General features: G+C 61.5%; 19 protein-coding genes. 3 read left to right on the top strand and 16 right to left on the bottom strand.

The features are described from left to right. Positions 1–83 precede the first annotated feature (83 nt). The 7 genes from BLV45_RS19485 to BLV45_RS19455 all read right to left on the bottom strand — a co-directional run bounded on the left by BLV45_RS19485 (position 84) and on the right by BLV45_RS19455 (position 8,846). Positions 84–968 carry an SMP-30/gluconolactonase/LRE family protein gene (locus BLV45_RS19485; RefSeq protein WP_090535600.1) on the bottom strand — a complete coding sequence of 295 codons (885 nt, stop codon included), beginning with the start codon at positions 966–968 and terminating at the stop codon, positions 84–86. After that, positions 965–1,732: an SDR family NAD(P)-dependent oxidoreductase gene (locus BLV45_RS19480; RefSeq protein WP_090535599.1), complete on the bottom strand. Its 768-nt coding sequence runs from the start codon at positions 1,730–1,732 to the stop codon at positions 965–967. Before BLV45_RS19480 ends, BLV45_RS19485 begins: the two co-directional genes overlap by 4 nt. Positions 1,733–1,798: 66 nt before the next feature. Then, positions 1,799–4,204: a glycoside hydrolase family 3 N-terminal domain-containing protein gene (locus BLV45_RS19475; protein ID WP_090535598.1), complete on the bottom strand. Its 2,406-nt coding sequence runs from the start codon at positions 4,202–4,204 to the stop codon at positions 1,799–1,801. 268 nt (positions 4,205–4,472) lie between these two features. After that, entirely contained in the window at positions 4,473–5,603 is a 1,131-nt protein-coding gene (locus BLV45_RS19470) for an ABC transporter ATP-binding protein (protein ID WP_090535597.1), read from the bottom strand. A 116-nt stretch (positions 5,604–5,719) separates the two neighbouring features. Then, on the bottom strand, positions 5,720–6,565 hold the full coding sequence (locus BLV45_RS19465; RefSeq protein WP_090535596.1) for a carbohydrate ABC transporter permease: 846 nt from the start codon (positions 6,563–6,565) through the stop codon (positions 5,720–5,722). A 2-nt stretch (positions 6,566–6,567) separates the two neighbouring features. Further along, positions 6,568–7,485: a carbohydrate ABC transporter permease gene (locus BLV45_RS19460; protein WP_176954212.1), complete on the bottom strand. Its 918-nt coding sequence runs from the start codon at positions 7,483–7,485 to the stop codon at positions 6,568–6,570. Positions 7,486–7,547: 62 nt separating this feature from the next. Continuing rightward, on the bottom strand, positions 7,548–8,846 hold the full coding sequence (locus tag BLV45_RS19455; RefSeq protein WP_090535595.1) for an extracellular solute-binding protein: 1,299 nt from the start codon (positions 8,844–8,846) through the stop codon (positions 7,548–7,550). A gap of 270 nt (positions 8,847–9,116) precedes the next feature. On the opposite strand from BLV45_RS19455, the gene BLV45_RS19450 reads away from it, so the two are divergent. Beyond that, on the top strand, positions 9,117–10,169 hold the full coding sequence (locus tag BLV45_RS19450) for a LacI family DNA-binding transcriptional regulator (protein WP_090535594.1): 1,053 nt from the start codon (positions 9,117–9,119) through the stop codon (positions 10,167–10,169). Here BLV45_RS19450 and BLV45_RS19445 read toward each other — a convergent pair. From BLV45_RS19445 to BLV45_RS19405, 9 genes are all read right to left on the bottom strand, one after another. Continuing rightward, positions 10,148–10,537 carry a type II toxin-antitoxin system VapC family toxin gene (locus BLV45_RS19445; protein ID WP_090535593.1) on the bottom strand — a complete coding sequence of 130 codons (390 nt, stop codon included), beginning with the start codon at positions 10,535–10,537 and terminating at the stop codon, positions 10,148–10,150. The two genes, BLV45_RS19450 and BLV45_RS19445, sit on opposite strands and share 22 nt — an antisense overlap. Then, complete coding sequence (locus BLV45_RS19440; protein ID WP_090535691.1) at positions 10,534–10,767, bottom strand: type II toxin-antitoxin system Phd/YefM family antitoxin; 234 nt, start codon at positions 10,765–10,767, stop codon at positions 10,534–10,536. Before BLV45_RS19440 ends, BLV45_RS19445 begins: the two co-directional genes overlap by 4 nt. 461 nt (positions 10,768–11,228) lie before the next feature. Continuing rightward, positions 11,229–12,359, bottom strand: a complete 1,131-nt coding sequence (locus BLV45_RS19435; protein ID WP_090535592.1) for an ABC transporter ATP-binding protein — start codon at positions 12,357–12,359, stop codon at positions 11,229–11,231. A 90-nt stretch (positions 12,360–12,449) separates the two neighbouring features. Further along, a complete protein-coding gene (locus BLV45_RS19430; RefSeq protein ID WP_090535591.1) occupies positions 12,450–13,787 on the bottom strand; it encodes a GH1 family beta-glucosidase in 1,338 nt (445 codons plus the stop codon). Between the two features lie 62 nt (positions 13,788–13,849). Then, entirely contained in the window at positions 13,850–14,680 is an 831-nt protein-coding gene (locus tag BLV45_RS19425) for a carbohydrate ABC transporter permease (protein ID WP_090535590.1), read from the bottom strand. After that, complete coding sequence (locus tag BLV45_RS19420; protein WP_090535589.1) at positions 14,677–15,702, bottom strand: carbohydrate ABC transporter permease; 1,026 nt, start codon at positions 15,700–15,702, stop codon at positions 14,677–14,679. Before BLV45_RS19420 ends, BLV45_RS19425 begins: the two co-directional genes overlap by 4 nt. A 92-nt stretch (positions 15,703–15,794) precedes the next feature. Continuing rightward, positions 15,795–17,042, bottom strand: a complete 1,248-nt coding sequence (locus tag BLV45_RS19415) for an ABC transporter substrate-binding protein (RefSeq protein ID WP_090535588.1) — start codon at positions 17,040–17,042, stop codon at positions 15,795–15,797. 179 nt (positions 17,043–17,221) lie between these two features. Then, complete coding sequence (locus tag BLV45_RS19410; protein WP_090535690.1) at positions 17,222–18,274, bottom strand: LacI family DNA-binding transcriptional regulator; 1,053 nt, start codon at positions 18,272–18,274, stop codon at positions 17,222–17,224. 205 nt (positions 18,275–18,479) lie between these two features. After that, a complete protein-coding gene (locus BLV45_RS19405) occupies positions 18,480–19,631 on the bottom strand; it encodes a porin (RefSeq protein ID WP_090535587.1) in 1,152 nt (383 codons plus the stop codon). An 854-nt stretch (positions 19,632–20,485) separates the two neighbouring features. On the opposite strand from BLV45_RS19405, the gene BLV45_RS19400 reads away from it, so the two are divergent. Further along, positions 20,486–20,779 carry a BON domain-containing protein gene (locus BLV45_RS19400; protein ID WP_090535586.1) on the top strand — a complete coding sequence of 98 codons (294 nt, stop codon included), beginning with the start codon at positions 20,486–20,488 and terminating at the stop codon, positions 20,777–20,779. A 449-nt stretch (positions 20,780–21,228) separates the two neighbouring features. Beyond that, entirely contained in the window at positions 21,229–22,443 is a 1,215-nt protein-coding gene (locus BLV45_RS19395; protein WP_218133548.1) for a hypothetical protein, read from the top strand. The last annotated feature ends 270 nt before the right edge of the window (positions 22,444–22,713 follow it).

Here is a 22,713-nt window from a genome sequence, read left to right as displayed (position 1 = left end):
TGGCGCCCTCCACACGGGGCGAGGTTTCATCACGGCTCGCGCGTTCCGGCCATTCCCGCGAGGATTCCGTTGCGCTTTTCACATTACTGCGAGAAACCCCATTTACATCGCGCCTGGGGCTGGCCGGGCACCGGCGAGCGAAACGAAAACAGGCCGCCGGCATGCGGCTGCCGCTCGCGCTCCGCCGAAGGCAGTCCCTTCCACGCCGTCGAGACATACACAGTCTGCAGATCGTCCCCGCCGAAAGCCAGCTTCGTCACGTTGGCGCAGGGAAAAGGCACCTGCTCGACAAGCTCGCCATCAGGCGAGTACCGTTCGATACGCCATCCGCCGAAAAGAGCGATCCACACGAATCCGTCTGCATCGACCGCCATTCCGTCCGGGTATCCGTCGCCGGAAATAGTGGCGAAGATGCGTTTGCGCGATAACGTGCCGTCTTCGCTCACGTCGAACGCATACACCACGCGCCGCACGGTGTCGCCGTGATAGAGCGTGCGTCCGTCCGGGCTCATTGCCGGGCCGTTAGTGATCACATAACCGTCGTCCCGAGCCACCGCTTCGCCGTCGTCACCGACGCGATACAGGGTGCCGTCTGGCCGCTCCTCGCCGTCGTCCATCGATCCAAACCAAAGGTGCCCGCTGGCATCGACAAAGCCATCATTGAGCCGGTTGCCCGGCAGATGTGCTTCGACGTCCTTGAGCTTGCCGAATTGCCCGCTGCCGGCATCGAAACGATACAGGCCGTCCGGCAACCCGCAGACAAAAGTACGATCCGCAAGCGGTGCGACAAAGCCGACCTGGCCGGGCGCCTTCCATGTCTGCGTCTGTCCCGTGGCGACGCTCAGACGATGGATATGGCGACCCTTGATATCGACGAAATAGACAGCGTTCTCCGTGGCCTGCCACACCGGGCCTTCCCCCAGTTCGGCACCGACCGGCCATACGCAGACAGGGATGCGGAAACTCATTCTCCGTACCACCCTGCATCGACGAAATAGTCCCGGCCGGAGCAGCGCGACGCATCGTCGGACGCGAGGAACAAGGCCATGCGGGCGACGTGTTCGGGCTCGATACGCAGGCGCAGACACTGGCTCGCGACGACCTTCGCTTCGCTCTCGGGCGACTGCCAGAGCTGCATCTGACGCGGAGTGCGAACCGCGCCCGGGATAATGCTGTTCACGCGGATGCCGGCATCCCCGAGTTCGCGGGCGAGTCCGCGGGTAAGGCCCTCGATACCGGCCTTCGCACTCATGTAGATAGCGAGGTTCGGCAACGCCAGATGCCACGACACCGAGCCAAGATTCAGGATCGTGCCGCGTTCGAGCTTGCGCATGCCGGCCGCCACGGCCTGCGCGCAAAAGAACTGATGCTTCAGGTTCACGGCGATGCACTCGTCCCAGTAGGTCGACGTGACAGCGTCCAGTTCGTGCCGGTCGTCATTGCCCGCATTGTTGACGAGAACCTCGATCGGCCCGGCGATATCGGCGATCCCGGCGAACGTGCTCTGAATCGCCTCGACACTGCGCAGGTCGCATCGGCGGAACACGGGCGGATGAACGGCGTCGCGCAGCGATTCCTGCAACGCAAGCGAATCGCTCTCCGCCACGTCGAGGAAAAAAACCCGCGCACCCTGCTGTGCGAATGCGCGGGTCATCGCGGCACCGATGCCGCTGCCACCACCGGTGATAACCACTGTTTTGCCTGAGAGGCTGGGATAGATTGCGTACGACATCGGATATTCCATTTGTTACGGGTATGACGACAAATTCGCGGCACCAGCCGCACCCCACCCTGCCGGTTACCGCAGTACGTCGACCTCGCTCACCATCCGCCAGTCGCGTTCAAGTGTTCTCGCCGCGTTACCGGTGACAGTCACCACGTCGCCCAGATGAAGGTCGCGGCTCGAGCTTCCGACCATCAGGTCGAAGTCGCCTGGCTCGACGATACGCTCCCCTCGTCCATCGGTGAAATTGAGCATGTCCACGGGCAGCTTCACGCGAACCCGCGCGGAGGCGCCCGCCGCTAGCGGCACGCGGGCAAAAGCCTTCAATTCGCGTACCGGTCGTGCCGACGATGCCAGCCGGTCCCGCACATAGAGCTGCACGATTTCGCTGCCTTCGCGCGAGCCGGTGTTCTCGACCACGAAGCTGAGTTCGATCGTTCCGTCGGCAATCGGGACTTCGCGTCGCGCGAGAGCGAGACTGCCGTAACGGAACTGCGTATAGCTGAGCCCAAATCCAAACGGGTAGCGGCAACCGAAATGGTAAGCAACCGGTGTACCCGCACTCTTCAAACGGTGATTGTAGGTATAGGGTACTGCTCCAGCGCTTTTCGGCACCGACAACGGCAGGCGGCCGGTGAAGTTCGCGCGACCTGCCAGCAGACCGGCGAGCGCTTCCGCACCCCGCTCACCCGGCGCGAAAGCCATGATCTGCGCCGCGATCCGGTCCTCGAGACCACCCAGGTTATACGGGCGGCCGCCCGTCATCACGACGACCGTCGGCGTACCGCTATCGACCACCGCTGCGAGCAACGCCTGCTGCACGCCAGGCAGGTCCAGGCTGTCCGTGTCGGATCCTTCACCTACCGTGCCGGACTGGAACAGCCCCGACAGATCCCCGACGAAGACGATCGCGACGCCGGCCTGCCGTGCGGCGTCGACCGCCGCTGCGATGCCGCCGGTGTCCCGGCTGATCAGTTCGTCGCGGCTGGCGTGCGCCGTGGTATCCAGCGACACATCGCTGGGGAACACCGGCGCGCCAGCGCGGCGCTCCGCGATGATGTCGCAGCCACGCGCATGGATCACCCGTTGATCGCCGAGCAGCGCGCGCAACGCCTGCAGCGGCGTACCGATCGACGCGACCGACTGCTCGCCGGCGTTGATCAGATGCACCGGGAAACTGTAGCCGGCCAGCAGCGCCAACGGATCGTCGGCGGTCGGCCCGATCACCGCGACCTTCGCCGCCCCTTCGACATCCAGCGGCAACACGCCGCCTTCGTTGCGCAGGAGCACGGCCGATTCAAGCGCCACCCGATACGCGATGTCGCCCGCCGCTTCGCTTTTCACATCTACTCGCTCCGGATCGGCATACGGCTTTTCGAACAGGCCGAGACGGAACTTCGTGCGCAGCACGCGCGATGCGGCGGCGTCGATCGTTTCTTCGCTGATCTCACCGCGCGCCAGCGCTTCTTTCAGATGCAGCGCGCACTCGTGTCCGGGCAACTCGACGTCGAGTCCGGCATTGAACGCGAGCGCCGCGGCAGCCGCGCTGTCGCGCGCGACCGCATGATGACCGTGCAGCAGGTCGACGCCTGCGTAGTCGGCGACAACCAGTCCGTCGAAACCCCACTTCTCGCGCAACGTTTCCTGAAGCAACGTACGGTCCGCATGACAGGGCACGCCGTCAATGTCGTGATAGGCAGGCATGACGGAGCCGGCATTCGCCAGCTTGACCGCCATCTCGAACGGCAGCATGAAAACGTCGTTGAGCTCGCGCGGGCCGACATGCACGGGCGCGTGATTGCGGCCGCCTTCGCTCGCCGAATGTCCGACGAAATGCTTGAGGGTCGCGAGCAGGTCACGGTGTTCCCCCTGCAGTCCCTTGACGTAGTGACAGGCAAGCACGCCGACGAGATAGGGGTCCTCGCCGAGTGTTTCCTCGGTGCGACCCCAGCGCGGATCGCGCGACACGTCCAGCACCGGCGCGAGCCCTTGATGACAACCGATCGAACGCGCCTGCTCGCCGATGATCCGCCCCACGTGTTCGACGAGGCCCGGGTTCCACGTCGCCGCATAGTTCAGCGGCGACGGGAACAGCGTGGCGTCCTTGATCATCAGGCCGACCAGGCATTCTTCGTGGGACATCACGGGAATACCGAGGCGCGTCTCCTCCACCATCTGCCGCTGCAACGCGTTGAGCGCGCGCACGCCTTCCTTCGGGTCAACCGTATGCGTGCCGAGCGGGCGCGTGATCTGACCCAGCCCGTGTTGAAGGATCGTTTCCACCGTGATGCCGGCATCGCCATGCGCAAAATCCACAGTACGCGCTTCGTGATTGCCATCGGACGACAGCTTCAGCCACGCGGCGTGCAACTGGGCAATTTTCTCGTCCACTGTCATGCGCGCCAGCAAATCGGAAACACGCTCCTCGACAGCCGCAGTGGGATCGCGGTAGAGCGGAACTTCACTTTGGCGAAGCAACATCTGGAACTCCTTTAAATGATCCGGGTGTACAGGGCGCCAATGGCGCCGACAAATCCGCTTTTCATCACAACCGCAGGGGACGGCACCGCTTTATCCGAAGTCTCGCCTTGCATTTGATATTCCTTTCTGAACTTCGTAGTCCTTTTAATTGGTCGAATAATTAAAGGACTGGAAGTTCATTACCTCGATAGCATGACGAGGGAGCACCGCTTCGCTGCTGGAAGCGCCTGCTGTCCGACGCGGCCCGTTCACAGCTGGAACGCCAGGGTCAGTGCAGACCCGGCAGCGCGAAATCCCGTTCGTCGAACACATGGCACGCGTCTGGCGCCAGCGTGAGATCGATATGTTCATCGCGCGCCACGCCGCCATCGCCAGGCACCTTGGCGATCAGCGTGTTGCCGTCCCGGCTGCCACCGTCGATATGAACGTAGGTGTGTTCCCCCATTCGCTCCACGAGACGGACCGCGCGGCGGATGGTCTGAGCCCCTGGCTGACCGGAGGGGAGGCCCAGGTGTTCGGGCCGGATGCCCAGCGTGACAGGCATGCCGGGGCGCGTATTGCGGCCATCGACTTGTGCCCGCACGCGCTCGCCGCCCGTCAGTTGAACCTCGATACCCCGGGCGTCGATCGTCGTCACGACGCCCGGCAGGAAGTTCATCCTGGGAGATCCGATAAAGCCCGCCACGAAGCGGCTTTTGGGCCGGTGATACAGATCCAGCGGCGCACCGGTCTGGGCGATGCTGCCGTGCTTTTCCATTTCCGCACCGGCGTGCAACAGCACGATCTTGTCCGCCAGCGCCATCGCTTCGATCTGATCGTGCGTGACGTAAATCGCGCTTGCCCGGCGGAATTCCCGATGCAGGCGGGCAATCTCGATGCGGGTCTGCACACGCAGCGCAGCGTCGAGATTCGACAACGGCTCGTCGAACAGGAACACGCCTGGTTCGCGCACGATCGCCCGGCCGATCGCCACACGCTGCCGCTGTCCACCGGACAACGCAGCGGGACGGCGCTCCAGCAGCCCGTCCAGTTGTAGCGCGGCCGCCGTGCGGCGCACCTTGCTGTCGATCGTCGCCTTGTCGATCTTCGCCTGACGCAGGCCGAAAGCCATGTTCTCGTAGACGCTCATGTGCGGATACAGCGCGTAGTTCTGAAACACCATGGCGACACGGCGTTCCGCGGGCGGCACGTTGTTCATCAATTGCCCGTCGATACGCAACTCGCCGCTGGTGATCGATTCGAGTCCGGCGACCATGCGCAATAACGTCGACTTCCCGCATCCCGACGGCCCGAGAAACACACAGAACTCGTTCTCGCCGACTTCGAGATGGACGTCGCGAATAATCGGCGAATTGCCTTCGTACGCCTTCTGTACTTTAGTCAGGGTAATGCTTGCCATAGCTCGTTGTGTTCGCAGTTAAATTACCGGGCGTTCGCTTCAGCCCGACTGATCCGGCCGACAGTGCGGGACGCGACCCTGCCCTGGCTGGCTGGACCCGGTTCGTCATCCGCCCGTCAGCCCTTCAGGGAGCCGGCCATCATGCCCTTGATCAAACGCTCCTGACCGAACGCGTAGGCCGCGATGAGCGGCAACGACGTCATCGTGACGACCGCCAGCATCGCCGGAATGTTCGACGAGTACTGCCCCTGGAAATCCCACACGGCAAGTGGCAGCGTACGGTGCGGCGGAGTCGAGGTCAGCATGTACGCGAAGATGAACTCGTTCCAGAGCGCGATTCCGTTGTAGATCGCGACTGTCGCCAGCCCCGGCGTGGAGAGCGGGAAAAAGATGCGCCAGAAAATCCTGAACGGACCGCAGCCGTCGAGCTGCGCGGCTTCCTCGAGTTCATGCGGAATCTGGCGCATGAACTCCGTCAGGATGAAGATCGAAATCGGCAGGCTGAGCGCCACATACGGTCCGATCAGCGCGAACTGGGTGTCGTACAGCCCGAGGTTTCGGGTCAGCAGATAGATCGGCACGAGCGTGGCGTGCAACGGCACGATCATCCCTGCGATCACGAGGCCGAACAGCAGCTTGTTCAAGCGAAAGCGCAGGCGGGCGAATACATAGGCCGCCATGGCGCTCAACAGCACGATCAGCAGCACCGAAAGCCCGACGACAAAGACACTGTTGCCAAAGTAGGTGAGGTAAGGACCGTGCAACACCGCCCAGTAGTTTCCGAAATAAAAATGGTGTGGCAGTGCCCAGACCGGCGCGGAGAAGGTTTCCTCCTGCGTCTTCAGGCTCGTCACCACGACAAAGAGGAACGGCAACGTCGTCACGGCGAGCCAGATCAGACCCAGCAACGGGACACCGATGCGAATCCTGGGAAAAGGGAGGCGACGGATTTCAGTGGCCATGCTCAAACTTCCGTTTCGTAACGACGCGTCATGCGCAATGCGATGGCGGCAACCAGTGAGACGATGATGAACATCGCGGAGCCGATCGTGCTGCCGTAGCCCAGCTGGAAAGAACTGAACACGGTCCGGTACATATACGTCGCCATCAGCTCGGACGAGCCTTCCGGGCCACCGCCCGTCATCACGTAGATCAGATCGAAATACCGCAGCGAGCCGAGTACCGACAGCAGGACTGCCGTGCGGATCGCGCCTTGCAGATGCGGCAGCTTGATGCGCCAGAAGATGGTCCATTCGGAGGCGCCGTCCAGGCGGGCCGCCTCGTTCAACTCCGCCGGCATCGACGACAGTCCGGCAAGAAACAGGATCATGTAGAACGGCACGTTTTGCCAGCAGATCACCGCAATCGTCGAAGCGAGCGAGAAGCGCGTGTCGCCGAGCCAGTCCTGCGCGAACAGGTCAAGGCCGATGGCGCGCAGCGCGACGTTCAGCGGTCCGAAATTCGGATCATAGATATTCTTGAACAGCACGCCGATCGCGACGCTCGACATCAGCAGCGGCAGGAAATAGAGAATCTTGAGAATACGCGAGCCACGCCCCGCCTTTTCCAGCAGCACCGCCAGCGCCAGCGAGATGGGCAGCTCGATCACGATCGACGCGAGCGCGAGAAGGACGTTGTTCCACAAGGAGCGCCAGAAAACCGTGTCCTGCGCGAGATGCGCCCAGTTGGCGAGCCCCACGAAGCGTGAATGCGTACCGAGCCCGGTCCAGTCGACCAGCGAAAGCCGCAGACTGGAGAGCAGCGGATACAGCAGAAATATCGCCAGCAGCACCACCGCGGGGGCGAGAAAAACGGTGATAACCAGCCACTGTGACGAAATACGCGCCCGCTCGACGGGCGCGGTGGAGATTGCAATATTCACAGATCGTGTGTCCAGCCCGCATCGAAAAACGACACGGGCCGGGCTCCTCTTCGGACTACGGGTTAGCTTCCCGCCTTCGCGGCGGCTTCCATTTGCTGCGCAGCGGCTTCAGGCGTGATCGACAGGCCGAACAGCTCCTGCGACGTATCCTTGTGCAGCTCGCCCAGCTTCGGCGGCAACTCCTGGTCGTACCAGAGCTGCACGTTCGGCGCGTCGGCGATCAACGCCTGCAGGCGCTTCAGGAACGGATCCGTAATGGTGATGTTCTTGACCGGCGGAATTTTCTTGTCGAGAACGCGACCGCGCATCGACGTATCGTCGGTCATCGTCTGGATCAGCTTGAACGCCGCCTGCGGGTCCTTGCACTCCGTCGAGATGCTCATGAAGCCGTCGCCGACCGTGCCGATCACGTCGCGCGGATCACCCTTGCCGCCCGGTACGGCCGGGAACGGGAAGAAGTCGAGCTTGCCTGCAAACCCGGGATTCTCGTTCTGGATCGTCGACGCTTCCCAGCCGCCCATCAATTCCATCGCGGCGCGGCCCGAATACAGCAGACGACGCGAGGCGCCCACGTCGTAGTCAAGACCGTTGAAACCCTTCGCGAAAGCACCCGCCTTCACGAGGTCCTGAATGTACTTGCCGGCCTCGACGAAGGCCGGATCCGCGAAGCTGCCGCCGGGCGAGCGATCCACTGCCTTGCGGAACACCTCGGGCCCACCGATCCGGTCGACGAGGTACATGTAGTACATCGAACCAGTCCACTTGTTCTTGTTGCTCAGCGCAAACGGCGCAATACCGTGCGAGGTCAGCACCTGCACGACGTGCATCAACTGGTCCCAATTCGCCGGCGGGCTCAGGTTGTATTGCTTGAACAGGTCCTTGTTATAGAAGATCACGGCCGCGGATGCGTTTTCCGCCGCGACGCCATACGTCTTGTTGTCGAACGTGACCGCATGCCACGAGGTCGGCAGGAAGCGGTCGCGATAAGCCGGATCTTTCTGGAGATACGGCGTCAGGTCGACAATCTGACCGGCTTTCACATATTCATGCAGCGGACCTCCGCCCCACGACTCGAACACACAAGGCGGCTCGCCTGCACCGAATGCCACCTTCAGCTTCGTCTTGTACGCCTCGTTCAGGACGTGCGAGTCTTCGACCTTGTAGCCAGGATTCTGCCGCTCGAAGCGATCTGCCGCATCCCGCAGCACCTTGCTCGACGTGGCGTTGGTCTGCTGGTCCCACTCCGTGATCGTCTTGCCGGATTGCGCAAATGCGGCAGTCGATGCGATTGCGCACAGCGAGCATACGAGCGCCGTGGCGCCGACCATCGACCGCGCTTTGGAAAAAGCCGGGTACGCCATATTTATGTCCCCTCTTATGGATACTGGAATATCAACCCAGATATTTAACGTTAGCCATAACGTTAACAAATGTTAAACCCGTGTATGAACTCATGCTATGCGGGATTTTACCTGGTCGCTTTCGCGACATATCGCGTGCTGGGGAAGGTTGATACGCCGATGGAGGCTGCGGCGCAACCGGTTCTGGTAGAATGGTGCGCATACAAACGGTAGCGCTAACGTAGCCAGTGAGTGAACTCCGATATGACCTCTCGCCCCCCCTCGTCACGCATGGCAAGGCAGACCCCCACGCTCGAGCACGTTGCGAAGCTCGCCGGCGTGTCCCAGATGACCGCCTCGCGCGCGCTCAACGGCCGTTCCGGCGTGTCGCGGGAGACCCGCGACGAAGTGCTGAGAATCGCGTCGGACATCGGCTATGTCGTCAACCGTACCGCGCAGAAGCTTTCGGGCGGTCGCAACGGCATCATCGGCATCATCACGCCGACACTCGATACCCAGTTCTCCAGTGAGCTGATTCTCGGCGCGGGGCGCGCGGCGCGCGGCGCGGGCTGCGAGATCCTGGTCTATACCGTGTTCGACGAGGACCGTCATCCGCATCACGACCTGCTCGGGTTGATCCAGCAGTTCTCGGATGGGATCCTCGCGATCCTGCCCCGCGAATCGCTGTGTCTCGAGGCGCTGTCGAGCGCCAAAGTGCCCGTCGTCGTCGTCGATCAACGCGGCGGCACGCTGACCGATTTTCCATCGGTATCGGTCGACAACTACGGAGGCGCCCGTCTCGCGGTCGAACATCTTGCGGAACTCGGTCACAAGCGGATCGCGTTCCTCGCGGGTGACGAAACGATCGAGGGGGTGCGCGACCGGCAGCGCGGCTATCACGACACGCTCGCCCGGCTCGGGTTGCCGCGCGAAGACGCGCTCGTCGCCGCGGGCGACCTCTCGCAGATGATGGCGTTCGATGTCACATTCGATCTGCTGAACCTCGCCGATCCGCCCACCGCGATCTTCTCGGCGAATGACCAGAGTGCGTTCGGCGTCATCGCCGCAATCAGGGAAGCGGGCTTGCGCGTGCCGGATGACATTTCGGTGATCGGCTTCGACGACATTCCGATGTCCGAACAGTTTCATCCGGCACTCACCACGATCCGCCAGCCGTTCCAGCAAATGGCGCGCTCGGCGATCAATACGTTGCTCGCGCAAATAGCGGGTATCGGTGCAGCCTCGCAACGCATCACGCTGCCGGCGGAACTTGTCGTGCGCGACTCCACCGGGCAGGTCCGGACGAAGCAGGGCGGCGCACATCACCAGATCGTTTCCACGTAAGTCGAGGCGCGAAACTTCGCATCCGAGGTGACGAGCGCGCAGCCAAAAGTGCGAGCGGTGGCGGCGATCAGCCTCTGGTGGGACGTGAGCGCGGGCGGCAGCCTGGCCGCGCGAAAGGCGATTTCGGTGTCCACTGGAACGAGCCGCACGCCTTCCATCGACACGACAGTCGAGAGCCAGCTTCGCGCGTCCATCGACAGGCCGAGCCGGCCGTCCTTGACGAAATCGGCGATTTCGAGCGCACTGATCGCCGAAATCAGGATCTCGCCTCCGTTCAGTTCCCGATCGATCGCATCGTGCGCCGCCTGACTCAGAGCCTTCTGCCGGCCCAGCCAGCAGACCAGCGCAAGCGTATCGAGCGTAATCATCGAACTTCCGGCTCCGATGCGACCGGTGTTGTTGCGGACTTCGCATCGAAATGCACGATCGAAGCACGCAACAGCTCAAGCGGATTCTGGTGCTTGCTGCAGTAAGGCCTGATTTCGATGGTGGGTTGCCCCCGGTCCGTGACGATAACCGTTTCCCCCAGCATCTCAATCTGCCGGAACAGCTCACATGCCCTGGACTTGAAAACGGCCTTCGATACTCTCTTTTCCATCGCGATCTCCACCCAGATAATTCGTATAACTATTTTTTTGAATCGGGCCGAGACGGTTGCGGCGCCCGGCAAGACATTCTTTATCAATCGTGTCCAGCTACTGCCGGAAGCGCTCCCTCACTTCCGCACTCAAACGCCAGGGTGACGCCATTCGCCTCCAGCCGCGTGACTGACGAAGACGTCGCCTTGTCTGCTGCACGCGGCGAGCGCTACATCGAGAGGGCCGATATTTGCCCCTGCCCGTGAATCTCGATGTCAGAACAACATTACCTAACGTTATCCTTAACGTTATGTAATGTTAGTATTGCGCCGAGGCCACCGCCATGCGGAGTTTACCTGGTCTCTGAACCTTTCCCGGTGGGCTGAGCGGGCCAATAATGGCTCGCCAGCATGGCGACGGTACAGGCTGGTTCCAGTCAGGATCAGGCGCTGCAAGACGGTCAAGATGTTTCCCGCAAAGGTCAAACGACTGCCCGAACACGCTCCCCTGCCTCGCTGCGCTCAAACGCCACCGCGACGCCATTCGCATCGAACAGCGTCACCGATGAGGACGCCACCTTGATACCGATGCGCGCACCGACCGGAAGAAGTGCGTCCTTCTTGTCGAGCTTCAGCGAGATCGCCTGGCCCACGCCGTCGAGATGCGCATGCAGAATCGATACGTCGCCCAGATGCTCGACCAGCTCGACACGGGCAGCCAGTCCTTCGCCCGGCGCGCCGATACCGAGATGTTCGGCACGCACGCCGAGTGTCAGCGTGCCGGCGATCGAACGATCCGGACAACCCGGCAACACGATAGATTCGCTGCCGCCCCTAAGCATGACGACGGTCTGCGTTTCGCTTTGCGACACCAGCAGGGCCGGTAGCATGTTCATCTGCGGCGAACCGATGAAGCCGCCGACGAAACGGTTCGACGGCCGGTCGTACAGGTCGAGCGGCGCGCCGATCTGTTCGATATTTCCCTTGTTGAAGACGACGATTTTCTCGCCCAGCGTCATGGCTTCGACCTGATCGTGCGTGACGTAGATCATCGTCGTGCCAAGCTCGCGGTGCAGCTTCGCGAGTTCGATTCGCATCTGCACGCGCAGCGCCGCGTCGAGATTCGATAACGGCTCGTCGAACAGGAACACGCGCGGCTTGCGCACAATTGCCCGTCCTATCGCGACGCGTTGCCGCTGGCCGCCCGAGAGCGCCTTGGGTTTGCGCTCCAGCAGGTGGCTGATCTGCAGGATCCCGGCGGCCCGTTCGACCGCTTCGCGCACTTCCTGCTTCGATTTGCCCGACAGCTTCAGCGAAAAACCCATGTTTTCCGCGACTGTCATGTGGGGATAAAGCGCGTAGCTCTGGAACACCATCGAGATGCCACGGTCCGCGGGCTGCAGGTCGTTGACCCGTACGCCGTCGATCAGAATGTCGCCTCCGCTCACCGGTTCGAGCCCGGCGATCATGCGCAGCATGGTCGACTTGCCGCACCCGGATGGTCCGACGAAGACGGTGAACTGACCGTCCGGGATGTGAAGATCGATGCCCTGTATGACCTGTGGCCCTTCACCATACGTCTTCGCGACGTTGCGCAATACGAGTTCGCCCATTTGTAGCTTCTCCTGAATCCTGATGCCTGCTCTCCCGCGCGACGTTGCTCTCCGGCGCGTCGCGCGAGTCGCGGGGCCGATGACTTCGCTCTAGCGTGGCGTTACCACGCCGGCATGCTGCGCGATCACGTCGCGATACCAGTAAGCGCTGTCCTTCGGCGTGCGCTGCTGGGTCGCGTAGTCGACGTGCACCATGCCGAAGCGCTTGTCGTACCCCGACGCCCATTCGAAGTTGTCCATCAGGCTCCATGCGAAATAGCCGGCGATGTCGACGCCTTTTTGCGCCGCGGCCGACAACGCGGCCAGGTGCAGGTCGTAGAACCTGATGCGCTCGATATCGCGCACCCGTCCGTTGTCCAGCACGTCCTTCGTTGCGCAGCCGTTCTCGGTGATGTAGATGGGCGGCAACTTGTAGCTGGCATTCAGTTGGGTCAACAGGTCGGACAGGCCCTGCGGATAGATTTCCCAGTCCATGTCGGTGAAGCCGAGTACGCCCGGCGGCCGTTTTTCACCGGACGCGCTCGCGAAGATCCGCGTGTAGTAGTTGACGCCGAGAAAGTCCATCGGCGTGCCGATGATGTCGAAGTCACCGTCGAGCACGACCTCTTGCGGGCCGTTCTCGCCGTACCACTGCAGCGCCTCTGCCGGATACTCGCCCTTGAAGAGCGGGTCCATGTACCATCTGACGAACTTTGCATATTCAAGCGATGCAGCTGCCTGATCCTCGGGTGAGCCGGTCGCGCCGTCCGCCGGCGACTGGTTCAGCACGATGCCAAGCGGCGCCTTGACGCCATCGGCGCGCAGCGCCTGCAACGCGAGGCCATGCGAAAGCAGCAGATGGTGCGCGACGTGCGCCGCTTTCTTCAGGCTTTCGTTGCCGGGTGCGAAATAGCCGGTCGCATTACCGAGCCATGCGGTACACCACGGTTCATTGTGAGTCGCGATCGACGCCACGCGGTCGCCGAGCACGCTGCCGATCTTGCGTGCATAGTCCGCGAAACGGTAAGCCGTATCGCGGTTTTCCCAGCCGTTTTGCGTCTCCTGCAGCGCGAGCGGCAGGTCCCAGTGATACAGCGTCGCGAACGGCTGGATACCGCGCTCGAGCAGGCCGTCGACGAGCCGTTCGTAGAACGCGATACCTTTCTCGTTGAACGCGCCGTGGCCATCCGGTTGAACGCGCGGCCATGCGATCGAAAAGCGATAGGCCTGAACACCGAGTTCAGCCATCATGTCGAGGTCCTGCTCGACACGGTGATAGTGATCGCAGGCGACGTCCCCGTTCTCGCCCCTCACGATCTTGCCTGGCACGTTGCAGAACGCGTCCCAGATCGACGGGCCACGGCCGTCTTCATGTGCTGCACCTTCGATCTGATAGGAACTGGTGGCGACGCCCCAAACGAAGTCTTCTTTAAATCGATATGTCGACATGGATGATGTTGCCTCGAATAATCATGCCCTTGAGGGCCTGGAAAAAGAGAAACGGAACAGAGTCAGGCCTTGACTGCGCCGGTCGTCAGACCGTCGATCAGCCGGCGGGAGGTGAAGGCGAACAGCACGAGGAGCGGCAGCACCGCGACCGCCGAGCCCGCCATGACCGCTCCCCAGTCCGAATTGGTCGGGCTTTGCAGGATGCGCAGCGCGAGGGGCAGCGTGTACATCGATGGCGAGCGCAGCACGACGAGTGCCGACAGAAAGTTGTTCCACGCCTGGATAAAGCTGATGAGCCCGAGCGTGCCCAATGCCGGTCCCAGCAGCGGCAGCACCACGCTCCAGTAAATGCGGAATTCGCCACAACCGTCGATGCGCGCCGCCTCGATGAGATCGGACGGGATCGCCGACGCAACGTACTGACGCATCAGGAACACACCCAGTGCGGCGGCCGCACCCGGCACATACAGCGCGCGCGGCTGATTGATCCACCCCAGCAGGTTCATCGTCATGAAGGTCGGAATCATGCCGAGGAACGGCGGCACCAGCATCGCCGTCAACGCGACGGCGAACAGCGCCTTCTTGAAGCGGAACTCGTACATCGCGAACGCATAACCCGCCATCGACGTGACCAGCAGCGTCAGCACGGTCTGGATCGTCGCCGTGTAGAAGCTCCAGCCGAGGTTGCGCCAGAACGGGATGCGATGCATCAGCGATGCCATGTTGTCGAGGAACGCGCTGCCGAACCACAACGGAGGCGGCATCGAGAAGATTTCGGAGCTGGTGTGCGTCGCGAATACGAACATGAAATAAAACGGCGAGAACATCAGCAGCGCGCCCGCCAGCACGATCGCATAGCCGGTATAGCGGGCCTTGTTATTCGACAGTTTCATCGCTGTGCCTCCTCGTTCATGCCGCTGCGGTGAAAGATGCGCGTGTTGAGCCACATCAGCGCGGCGATAGTGATGAAAAGCAGCCACGCAATCGAACTCGCTGTTCCGAAATCGCCGTCGTGGAACGCCGTGCGATACATGTAGACGGCGGTGGTCAAACCTGACTGGCTCGTGCCCATGCCCTCGTTCGGCAGCAGGATGAACGGCTCTTCGAACAATTGCAGGCCGCCGATGATGGACAGCGTCACCGCGAAGAAAATCATCGGCTTGACGAGCGGGATCGTGATGCGTGTGAACTGCTGCCAGCCGTTAGCGCCGTCGATCTTCGCGGCCTCGTACAGATCCTTCGGAATGGTTTGCAGCGCCGACAGATAAAGCACCGTATTCCAGCCGACATAGCGCCAGAAAATCACCAGCGACACCGCCGGTTTGACATTGGCCGGGCTGTACAACCATTCGACCGGATGGGCGGGCACGATCCAGTGCAGGCCCGGCACCTTGCCGATCGCGGCAATGGCGAGATTGATCATGCCGAAGTCGGTCGAGTACAGCGACGAGAAGATCAGGGCGATCGCCACGCTCGACGTGATGAACGGCAAAAAGTACAGACCGACGACGAAATTGCGCCAGCGGCGAAACGCGGTCTGCAGGAAAAACGCGAGCGGCAGCGCAATGAGGTGTTGCGGCAAGCCGGACATGACCGCCATCCACGCCGTGTTGTAGAGGGATTTCCAGTACCACGGGTCGGTCAGCGTGAAAGCGAAGTTCGACAGGCCCACCCATTTCATGCTCGCGAGTCCCGCGGTCGCGTCCCAACTCTGGAACGACAGATACAGCGAGAACAGCAGCGGAAAAGCGATGAACAAAGCGAACAGCAGAAAAAACGGACTGAGAAACAGGTACGGTGCGATCTTCACTGGATTGACCAGCGATTTTCCGCGCGGCGCCGCCAGCGGCGGACGCACATCGCTCACGCGTGCGTCACGGACGCCCGGCTCGGGGGTGGGCAGGGAAAGGCTCATCAATAGTTCGTCCAGTCTGGCGTAACCGGCGACCAGCGCCGGCTACGCTATTGCAAACTTCAGCACGGTGCGGGCAGCGCCGTGCTGTTTCCTCAACGCCGGAGGCGATGCGTGATCTCGTCCTGCGCCTGCTTGAGCGCCGTCCCGATGTCCTCGTTGTCGTCGACCACCTTGTCGAGCGCCGAGTGGACCGCTTCCTCGGCCACCTGGTCGTATTTGCTGCGCTGGATCGACGGAATATGGGAGGCTGCGTCGCGCCAGATCAGGCGCGCCTTTTCATTGCCGAGGAACGCGACAGGCTCAGCAAAGAACGGATCGTCCTGGGCCGCGAGCAGCGCCGGGAACGCATCGATCGAGCGGAACGAGGCGAGCTGGGTGTCTTTTCGCGTCGTCAGGAATTTGATGAACTCCCACGACATCGCCTTCTGGGTCGCCTTCACCGGAATGGAGTAGAACGTGCCGCCGAAAGAGGCGTACGCGTTGTTCGGCAGATTGGCCGCGCGCCACAGACCCTTCGTGTCCGGCGCGATCCACGATGACAGGTGGCCGCCGAGCCATGCACCCATCATCTGCGTGGCAACGGTGCCGCGCCGGAAGCTCTCGGCCCATTCGTTCGACCACGGCGTGATCTTCGCGTCGAGACCGAGTTCGCGCGCCTTTTTCGCGAGCTGGAATGCCTTGACGAAGCGCTCCGACGTGACGACCGGGTTGCCGGCCTTGTCGAAGTACACCCCGTCGCCCTCCTTCAGATCAGCACGAATGTAGATATCTTCGATGTCGCGCGACGACGCCATCAGGTACGCGCCCGTGGCCTTCTTGATCTTCTGTCCAGCGGCGAGATACGAGTCCCACGATTTGTTCAGATCGGCTTCGGTGACGCCCGCCTTGTCGAGGATGTCCTTGCGGTAGAACAGCGTGCCCGGCCCGATATCCGCCGGCATGCCGACGATCACGCCGTCCTGCGTGGTGGCTTGCGCGAAGGTATAGCGAATGAACTGGCTCTTGTACTGGCCCGCGTTGTACGGCGGCTTCGACAGGTCTTCCAGGCCGCCGCCCGCCGCGAACCTTCCGATAAAGCCGACCTCGACCGCCATCACATCGGGCAGGTCGGAGCTGGTCGCGAGCGCGGTGGTCATCGCGTTGTGATGGTCGGCGATCGCCAGCGCCGACACCTTGATGTCGACATCAGGATGGAGCTTCTTCCATGCGGGAAGCGCGTCCTTGATTTCCTGATCCAGCTTCGGAAAGACCGCGACCGTCAACGTGGTGTTGGCATGCGCGCTGGCGGCTGCCAGGCTGAGCAGAACTGCGGCGGCGGGCCCTGAAAAGCGAAATTTCATCAATCGTCTCCTGTTGAACCGTTTGTAGATTGCTGTCGGTTACTTCGTGGTTGCTTCTTCTGCTTTTTCTTGCGGTTTGATGACTACCTGTTTGCTGCTCTTTATCGTTTGAAAGCGCTTTCATGGCGCGGTAAAAAAACGCCCCGCAGGGTGTCACAGGCCCTGGAGCCGCGTTGCGGCTAGAGGGGCGAGTCTCCCGGTCTGGATGACCGCACGATCCGCCGTGTGGTTTCCCGGGTCATGAGCGTAAGTGGGATGGAGTCCAGGGCGACCGGCTCCTTGCGGATCATCTGCACGATCCCTTGAGCGGCAAGGCGGCCGATCTCATAGGTAGGCTGGCGGACCGTCGTCAGCGGCGGCGTCATATACGACGAGGTGGGCAAATCGTCGAAACCGACCAGCGAGATGTCCTCCGGCACGCGCAGCCCACGGCGAAACAGCGTGAGACGCGCGCCATAGGCAGTCTGGTCATTCGCACAGAAGACCGCACTGAACGACGGGCCGCGCGCAAACAGCCGCTCCATGGCCGCCAGTCCGCCTGTCTCGAGGTAGTCGCCCTGCTCGACGCGATCGGCGTCAAAGCCGATACCCGCTTCCTCGAGCGCCGTCCGGTAACCGTCCAGGCGCTCGATCGCATCCGCGTGAGTTGGCGGCCCGGCGATGAAAGCAATCTCGCGATGGCCTTGCTCGATCAGATGCCGGGTAGCATCACGCGCGCCTTGCAGGTTATCGAACGGCAAGCTCGCAAGGGAGGCACTGATTTGCAGCGAGCGTCCGAGCACGAGCACGGGTGCATGCCGTGAGTAGTCGATCAGGGATGGCTCGTCGAGTTGCGAATGCAGCATGATGATGCCGTCGACGCGGCGCGCGATGAACTGCTCCATGCGCGACATTTCATCCTTTACGCTCCAGCGGCTACTGACGAAAAGCGGTGTAAAACCCGGCTCGGAGAGCCCGTCTTCGATACCGCGCAGCCACTCCGCGTAAAACGGACTGGACACGGTTTGCGTCAGCACGCCGATGGTGTCGGTCTTCCCGCTCGCGAGGCTGCGCGCAAGCACGTTCGGCCGATAGTTGAACCGCGCGATAGCCTGCTCCACCGCCCTTTGCTTCGCGGGCATTACGCGCGCCGTGCCGTTCAGGATGCGCGACACCGTACTGGGAGAAACGCCGGCTGCCCGCGCGATTTCCTCGAGTGTCACATTAGGTGGGTTGGCGCCATCTTCGATCATGATTCGCAGAATACTGTTCTTGAAAGCGCTTTCAAACGCGTAAAAACCCTGAGCCATTACCCATACCGGGATGGGGCTGCTGAAAAAACAGCCAGTGCGACGAGGGTGGAGGAAGCGTCGCACCGGCCTCTCTACGAAAGAGATATAAGCAGTACTGGAAACACAGAGATCACTACGATTGCCGGTCAGGCAACAACGCAACAGCCTAGAACATCGTCATGATGCCGGCGAAGACGCCCGTCTGACTGTGACCGTAGTCCGGGTTGCTGTTGGACGACGTGCCGGTCGACGGGTCAAAGTTGTTGTTGCCGTACGGGCCGTTGCCGAGGTTGATATTCGACGTCGAGCTGTTATGCACGTAGCCCGCTTCCGTGTAGAGGAACGTACGCTTGGACAGGGCGTACGTCGCACCGAGCGTGAACAGCGTTGCGTTGCCGTTGCCGTTGTTCGCGTTCGCGTGGAATACCGCACCGGTAATCGCCGTGGCATCACTCACCTGCCACGCCGCACCCAGCCACTCATGATTGACGGCGGTAGGCGCGCTCACACCAGCCGGCTGCGATGCATTGCTGACGCCGATGCTCGCGTTGGTCGCATCGGGCGCGCTCAGATGCTGGTAGCCAGCGTACAGCCTCACAGGGCCAATGACATACGTGCCGCCAGCCAGGATCGAACGTGAGGCCGCATAGACGTTGTTGAAAGAACCATTGGCGCCACGGACTTCGTCATAAATCACGCGGACGTGGCCGCTGCCGAACGTGTAGATACCTTCGACAGCATCGGTACGGCCCTGGCCGGTGGGAACACCTGCGGCGTTAACCGGCGCCGAGTTCCAGCTCGTGTTGTTCGTGAGCGAATATTGTCCTTTGAAGACAAGGCCGCCGAACAGGACGGGCGAGTCATATTCCGCGCCGTTGCTGGCACTTGCCCAGTTCCGTCCGCGCACCAGCGTCGAAATGGCGTAACGCTGCATCAGCTGCGGGTCCGTGCCCCAACTGTCTTGTGACAGTTCGCCGGCACCGAGGTTACCCACCTTGAACAGACCGTAATGGTCATTGGTGAAGCCGATAGTAGCGTGACGGCCAAACAGGTTGCCCGCCGAAGCGCCCGTCATCGTGTTCAGTTGCCCTTCCAGCTGGAAGACCGCCTTTGTGCCGCCGCCCAGATCTTCAGCACCTTCCAGGCCGAACCACGAGCAACCCCAGTCGCCGCTCTCGGCGCTCCACGCGTGGCCGCCTGGAATACCGGACTCGAACTGAAAGCCGTTATCGATACGACCGTATAGTGTGACGCTGCTCTGCGCCTGGGCCGCCGTCGCGGCTGCCATCATGGACAAAGCAAGAACCGTTTTTTTCATTAGATATCCTATATTAACTTTGGCGTCTCCGAGCCGCTCAGGACATGTACTGACTCCGCACATTCCCCGCTTTGCTGAAATGTCTGCTTCACATTTCGAGGCGATTATAGGGACCGCCGTTGCGCTGCGTATCGATCTTCCGTGTCAGGGAAAACGCTGTTATTCATAGCTGTTGCGCGCGATTCAATGGCGAAGTAGCACGCGCTTCGTGACCATGACGTCGTGGTCACCTGCCTGGCAAATCCGCTTGAATCCATTCACTGAAAAACTGCACGAAGCGCATGCGTCGCCTCTCTGGCATGTATCGAGACGCGTCGAACCGTTCGCGTGCGGGTGTGAATCAAATCTGGGCGTTGCACAAATGCAACGACCCGCATTCAGCTTGACGTGCGTATGCCGGGATTTTTTTGATCCGCCTTTTTTGGAATCCCGAAAACTCGCGGGGGATGCGTGCTTGCGGGACGACCAGACGGCTGTTCTTGCGCCTCCAGCACGCGCCGGCATTCGGGACTATGATCAACCAGCAGGACGCTGGACAACGAATCCCAGCCTGAGAGACAGCTGGGGTGGGGCCTCCGGGCCCATCAAAGGGGCCCTGTCGCCTCATGCGGCACGCCCTTAAGTCCAGCGTCGCGTTCCGACACGATGAACGCGCAAGCTTTTCGCCGGGCGACAAGAAAAACTCGCCAACCGACCCGACAGATCAAACCCTGAACGCTCCATCGATAGAGTTGGGCGAGCAGTAAGCGCATAGGGATTCTGTCACCCACTTCCGCGGCTCCTGCTGGAGTCGAACCGGAAGACTTGCTGCCGGAGTCCGCCGGCACATCTGCCTATCTGTAAGGAGAGGTATCGTGAAAATTGCCATTGCTTCCACACTCGCATTGCTGATTTCCAGTGCAATCTCGCCCGCGGTTCATGCCGACACCCGTTCGACGGCAGCCGACCAGCAACTCGCCCATAACGTCCGCGTCGCCTTTGCGCACAGCGGCGTCGGTACGTCTCACGTATTCGTCTTCGCACGATCAGGACAAGTCACGCTGATCGGATGGGTACCTGAGCGCCAGCAGGTCGCGCTGGCCGAACAGAGCGCGAACGCGGTGGACGGCGTCACCTCGGTGAACAACCTGCTCGCTCGTGGACATTGAAATCAAACGAAGCCGCCGCGCGGACGGCGTCCGAACCGGCCGCGCGCGACTGTCGGTCTGCTTTTGTTGACGCTTTTAATTCCTGTCATACCCACCGCTCTGATCCGGGAGAATAAAGTCCGTCATAAAGTGACGAGACCGAAGTCTGGCGATGCTGCTGCGGAATAAAGTCAGTAAACTTCCATTGCATACTGCCGTATGGGACAGCGCGCGGTCGAGCAATCTGCCCGTGATGCCTGGCACGATGACACACCTGAAGGCCGCTCCCGCGACTCGTAAATGGCATACGCGCCCAATCGGAGCCGGAAAAAGGTAACTGGCCTTACCCCCTGCGAGGGGTCTCACCTCTTTCAACAGTCTGGAAACTAAAGCATGCAAGTTAATCCCGGATCATGACAAGACAACGACTCAGTCCTTCCCCCTCGGCGCCGGCGCGCGGGGGAAAGCCGGTGGAACTTTCAACCTTGCCCACTGGCATCGGCGGCCTCAACCTGATTTTTTTCTGCCTGATCATCACGGACCTCGGCGCAACTGGCGGACTGATCGCCCAGGCGACGCATGCCGCCGCCGGTAGTCTGGCGCCGATGCTAGGTGTGCTCCTGGGCTTCATCTATTGCTGCTACCCGCTACAGTTTCTCGACGGGCGGGCAATGATCGCGCTGCGCGGCTATCGCATCCTGCTTTGGGCGCTCCTGATCCTGCATGTCCCACTCATGATCATTCTGCTCCTGGATTTCCACGCGGGCTTGAGTGGTGACACGACTCTGTTTCTCACGGCACCAGTCAGTATTTTGGCCACGCCGGGTCTGTATATTGTTGCGCGCGCTCTGTTCTCGATGCACTGGTTGGACCCAGAGGCACCGATAGAAACATGGGAGCCCATGCCCGGCATCGATGGTGGCGCGGCGACCCATAAGAACGGAACGCCACCGCGGACAACACCGATGGCCGTCGCCTTGCTGCTGCCTTTCATCGCCGCCTGCCGCGCTCGCCAGCCCACTCTTGCCGTCTGCGCCGCGTTACTCTGGCTTGGCACGTTTCTGCTGCTTGCATTTTCCCCTTTGCGCGCCGTGCTGCCATTCTGCCTTGCCGCCGGCATTGGTGGGAGAACTGCCCTTCGCGCCGCACAGCCGACCGCCCCTGTGGTTGCAAGCGCCGATGACCGTACCAGGATCCTGCGGTCCATTTTCACGCCGGCCCGCCTGGCACAAGCACCAGCCTCTGCCGCAGCCGGGTTGCTGAGCCTGCCGTACCTGTTCATCATCTGCTATATCGCGTTCAGTGCATTTCTGGCCTTGCCCTATTGCAACAGCGTGCCATCGCTGCTGGCGGCGCTACAGACGCATAATTTAATCCTGCTTGTCTTGCTGGCGGCTATCTTCATCCCAGCCATGATGTTCATGCCTCTTGGTACACAAGCCGCAAAACTAACCTTCCGGCTTGTGGCGCTGCTGCTTAGTCTCGGCGAAGTGGGTCTCACCGCTTTATACGTGGCAATCAGTTTTCGCATCAGCATTGGTGGGCTGGAGATTGATGTGCCAGCGCCGGTCTACCCGGTTTTCTGGCCGATCACGCTTGGTCTGCTCGCCAGCGTGCCGCTGGCTCTGATCACCGGATGGGCCGTAATCACCTACGGTCGGATTGCGAATATGCTGGTGGATTAGCATGTGCCGCTCTTCGGAATAGCTTCAGGCAGGCCGAATCTTCCTTGCGCCATACGCGTTCCAAACCACGCGGTAAACCGGGCCCCCTCGATACCTGACCTTCCTGACGGGGCGGCCTGAACAAAATCTCATTCACATCGACCTCCGGCGGCGGACTGGCTCCTTTACGCCGACCTTCGGGTGACTCCATTACGCCGACCCTGGACTGGCTCCATTGTGCCGACCATCAGGTGGCCCGATTACGCCGACCCTGCTTTGGCTCCATAACGC

Source organism: Paraburkholderia sartisoli, assembly GCF_900107685.1.
GTDB classification, from domain to species: domain Bacteria; phylum Pseudomonadota; class Gammaproteobacteria; order Burkholderiales; family Burkholderiaceae; genus Paraburkholderia; species Paraburkholderia sartisoli.
Note: the sequence above shows the minus strand (reverse complement) of the source record. Positions and strands in the feature narration are given on the sequence as shown.

Excerpts from the sequence above, each read along its gene's own strand:
- BLV45_RS19480 (WP_090535599.1), bottom strand. The coding sequence starts at position 1,732 with ATGTCGTACGCAATCTATCCCAGCCTCTCAGGCAAAACAGTGGTTATC.
- BLV45_RS19440 (WP_090535691.1), bottom strand. The coding sequence starts at position 10,767 with ATGGAAAAGAGAGTATCGAAGGCCGTTTTCAAGTCCAGGGCATGTGAG.
- BLV45_RS19450 (WP_090535594.1), top strand. The coding sequence starts at position 9,117 with ATGGCAAGGCAGACCCCCACGCTCGAGCACGTTGCGAAGCTCGCCGGC.
- BLV45_RS19435 (WP_090535592.1), bottom strand. The coding sequence starts at position 12,359 with ATGGGCGAACTCGTATTGCGCAACGTCGCGAAGACGTATGGTGAAGGG.
- BLV45_RS19410 (WP_090535690.1), bottom strand. The coding sequence starts at position 18,274 with ATGATCGAAGATGGCGCCAACCCACCTAATGTGACACTCGAGGAAATC.
- BLV45_RS19415 (WP_090535588.1), bottom strand. The coding sequence starts at position 17,042 with ATGAAATTTCGCTTTTCAGGGCCCGCCGCCGCAGTTCTGCTCAGCCTG.
- BLV45_RS19470 (WP_090535597.1), bottom strand. The coding sequence starts at position 5,603 with ATGGCAAGCATTACCCTGACTAAAGTACAGAAGGCGTACGAAGGCAAT.
- BLV45_RS19455 (WP_090535595.1), bottom strand. The coding sequence starts at position 8,846 with ATGGCGTACCCGGCTTTTTCCAAAGCGCGGTCGATGGTCGGCGCCACG.
- BLV45_RS19405 (WP_090535587.1), bottom strand. The coding sequence starts at position 19,631 with ATGAAAAAAACGGTTCTTGCTTTGTCCATGATGGCAGCCGCGACGGCG.
- BLV45_RS19420 (WP_090535589.1), bottom strand. The coding sequence starts at position 15,702 with ATGAGCCTTTCCCTGCCCACCCCCGAGCCGGGCGTCCGTGACGCACGC.
- BLV45_RS19485 (WP_090535600.1), bottom strand. The coding sequence starts at position 968 with ATGAGTTTCCGCATCCCTGTCTGCGTATGGCCGGTCGGTGCCGAACTG.
- BLV45_RS19475 (WP_090535598.1), bottom strand. The coding sequence starts at position 4,204 with ATGTTGCTTCGCCAAAGTGAAGTTCCGCTCTACCGCGATCCCACTGCG.
- BLV45_RS19465 (WP_090535596.1), bottom strand. The coding sequence starts at position 6,565 with ATGGCCACTGAAATCCGTCGCCTCCCTTTTCCCAGGATTCGCATCGGT.
- BLV45_RS19445 (WP_090535593.1), bottom strand. The coding sequence starts at position 10,537 with ATGATTACGCTCGATACGCTTGCGCTGGTCTGCTGGCTGGGCCGGCAG.
- BLV45_RS19430 (WP_090535591.1), bottom strand. The coding sequence starts at position 13,787 with ATGTCGACATATCGATTTAAAGAAGACTTCGTTTGGGGCGTCGCCACC.
- BLV45_RS19425 (WP_090535590.1), bottom strand. The coding sequence starts at position 14,680 with ATGAAACTGTCGAATAACAAGGCCCGCTATACCGGCTATGCGATCGTG.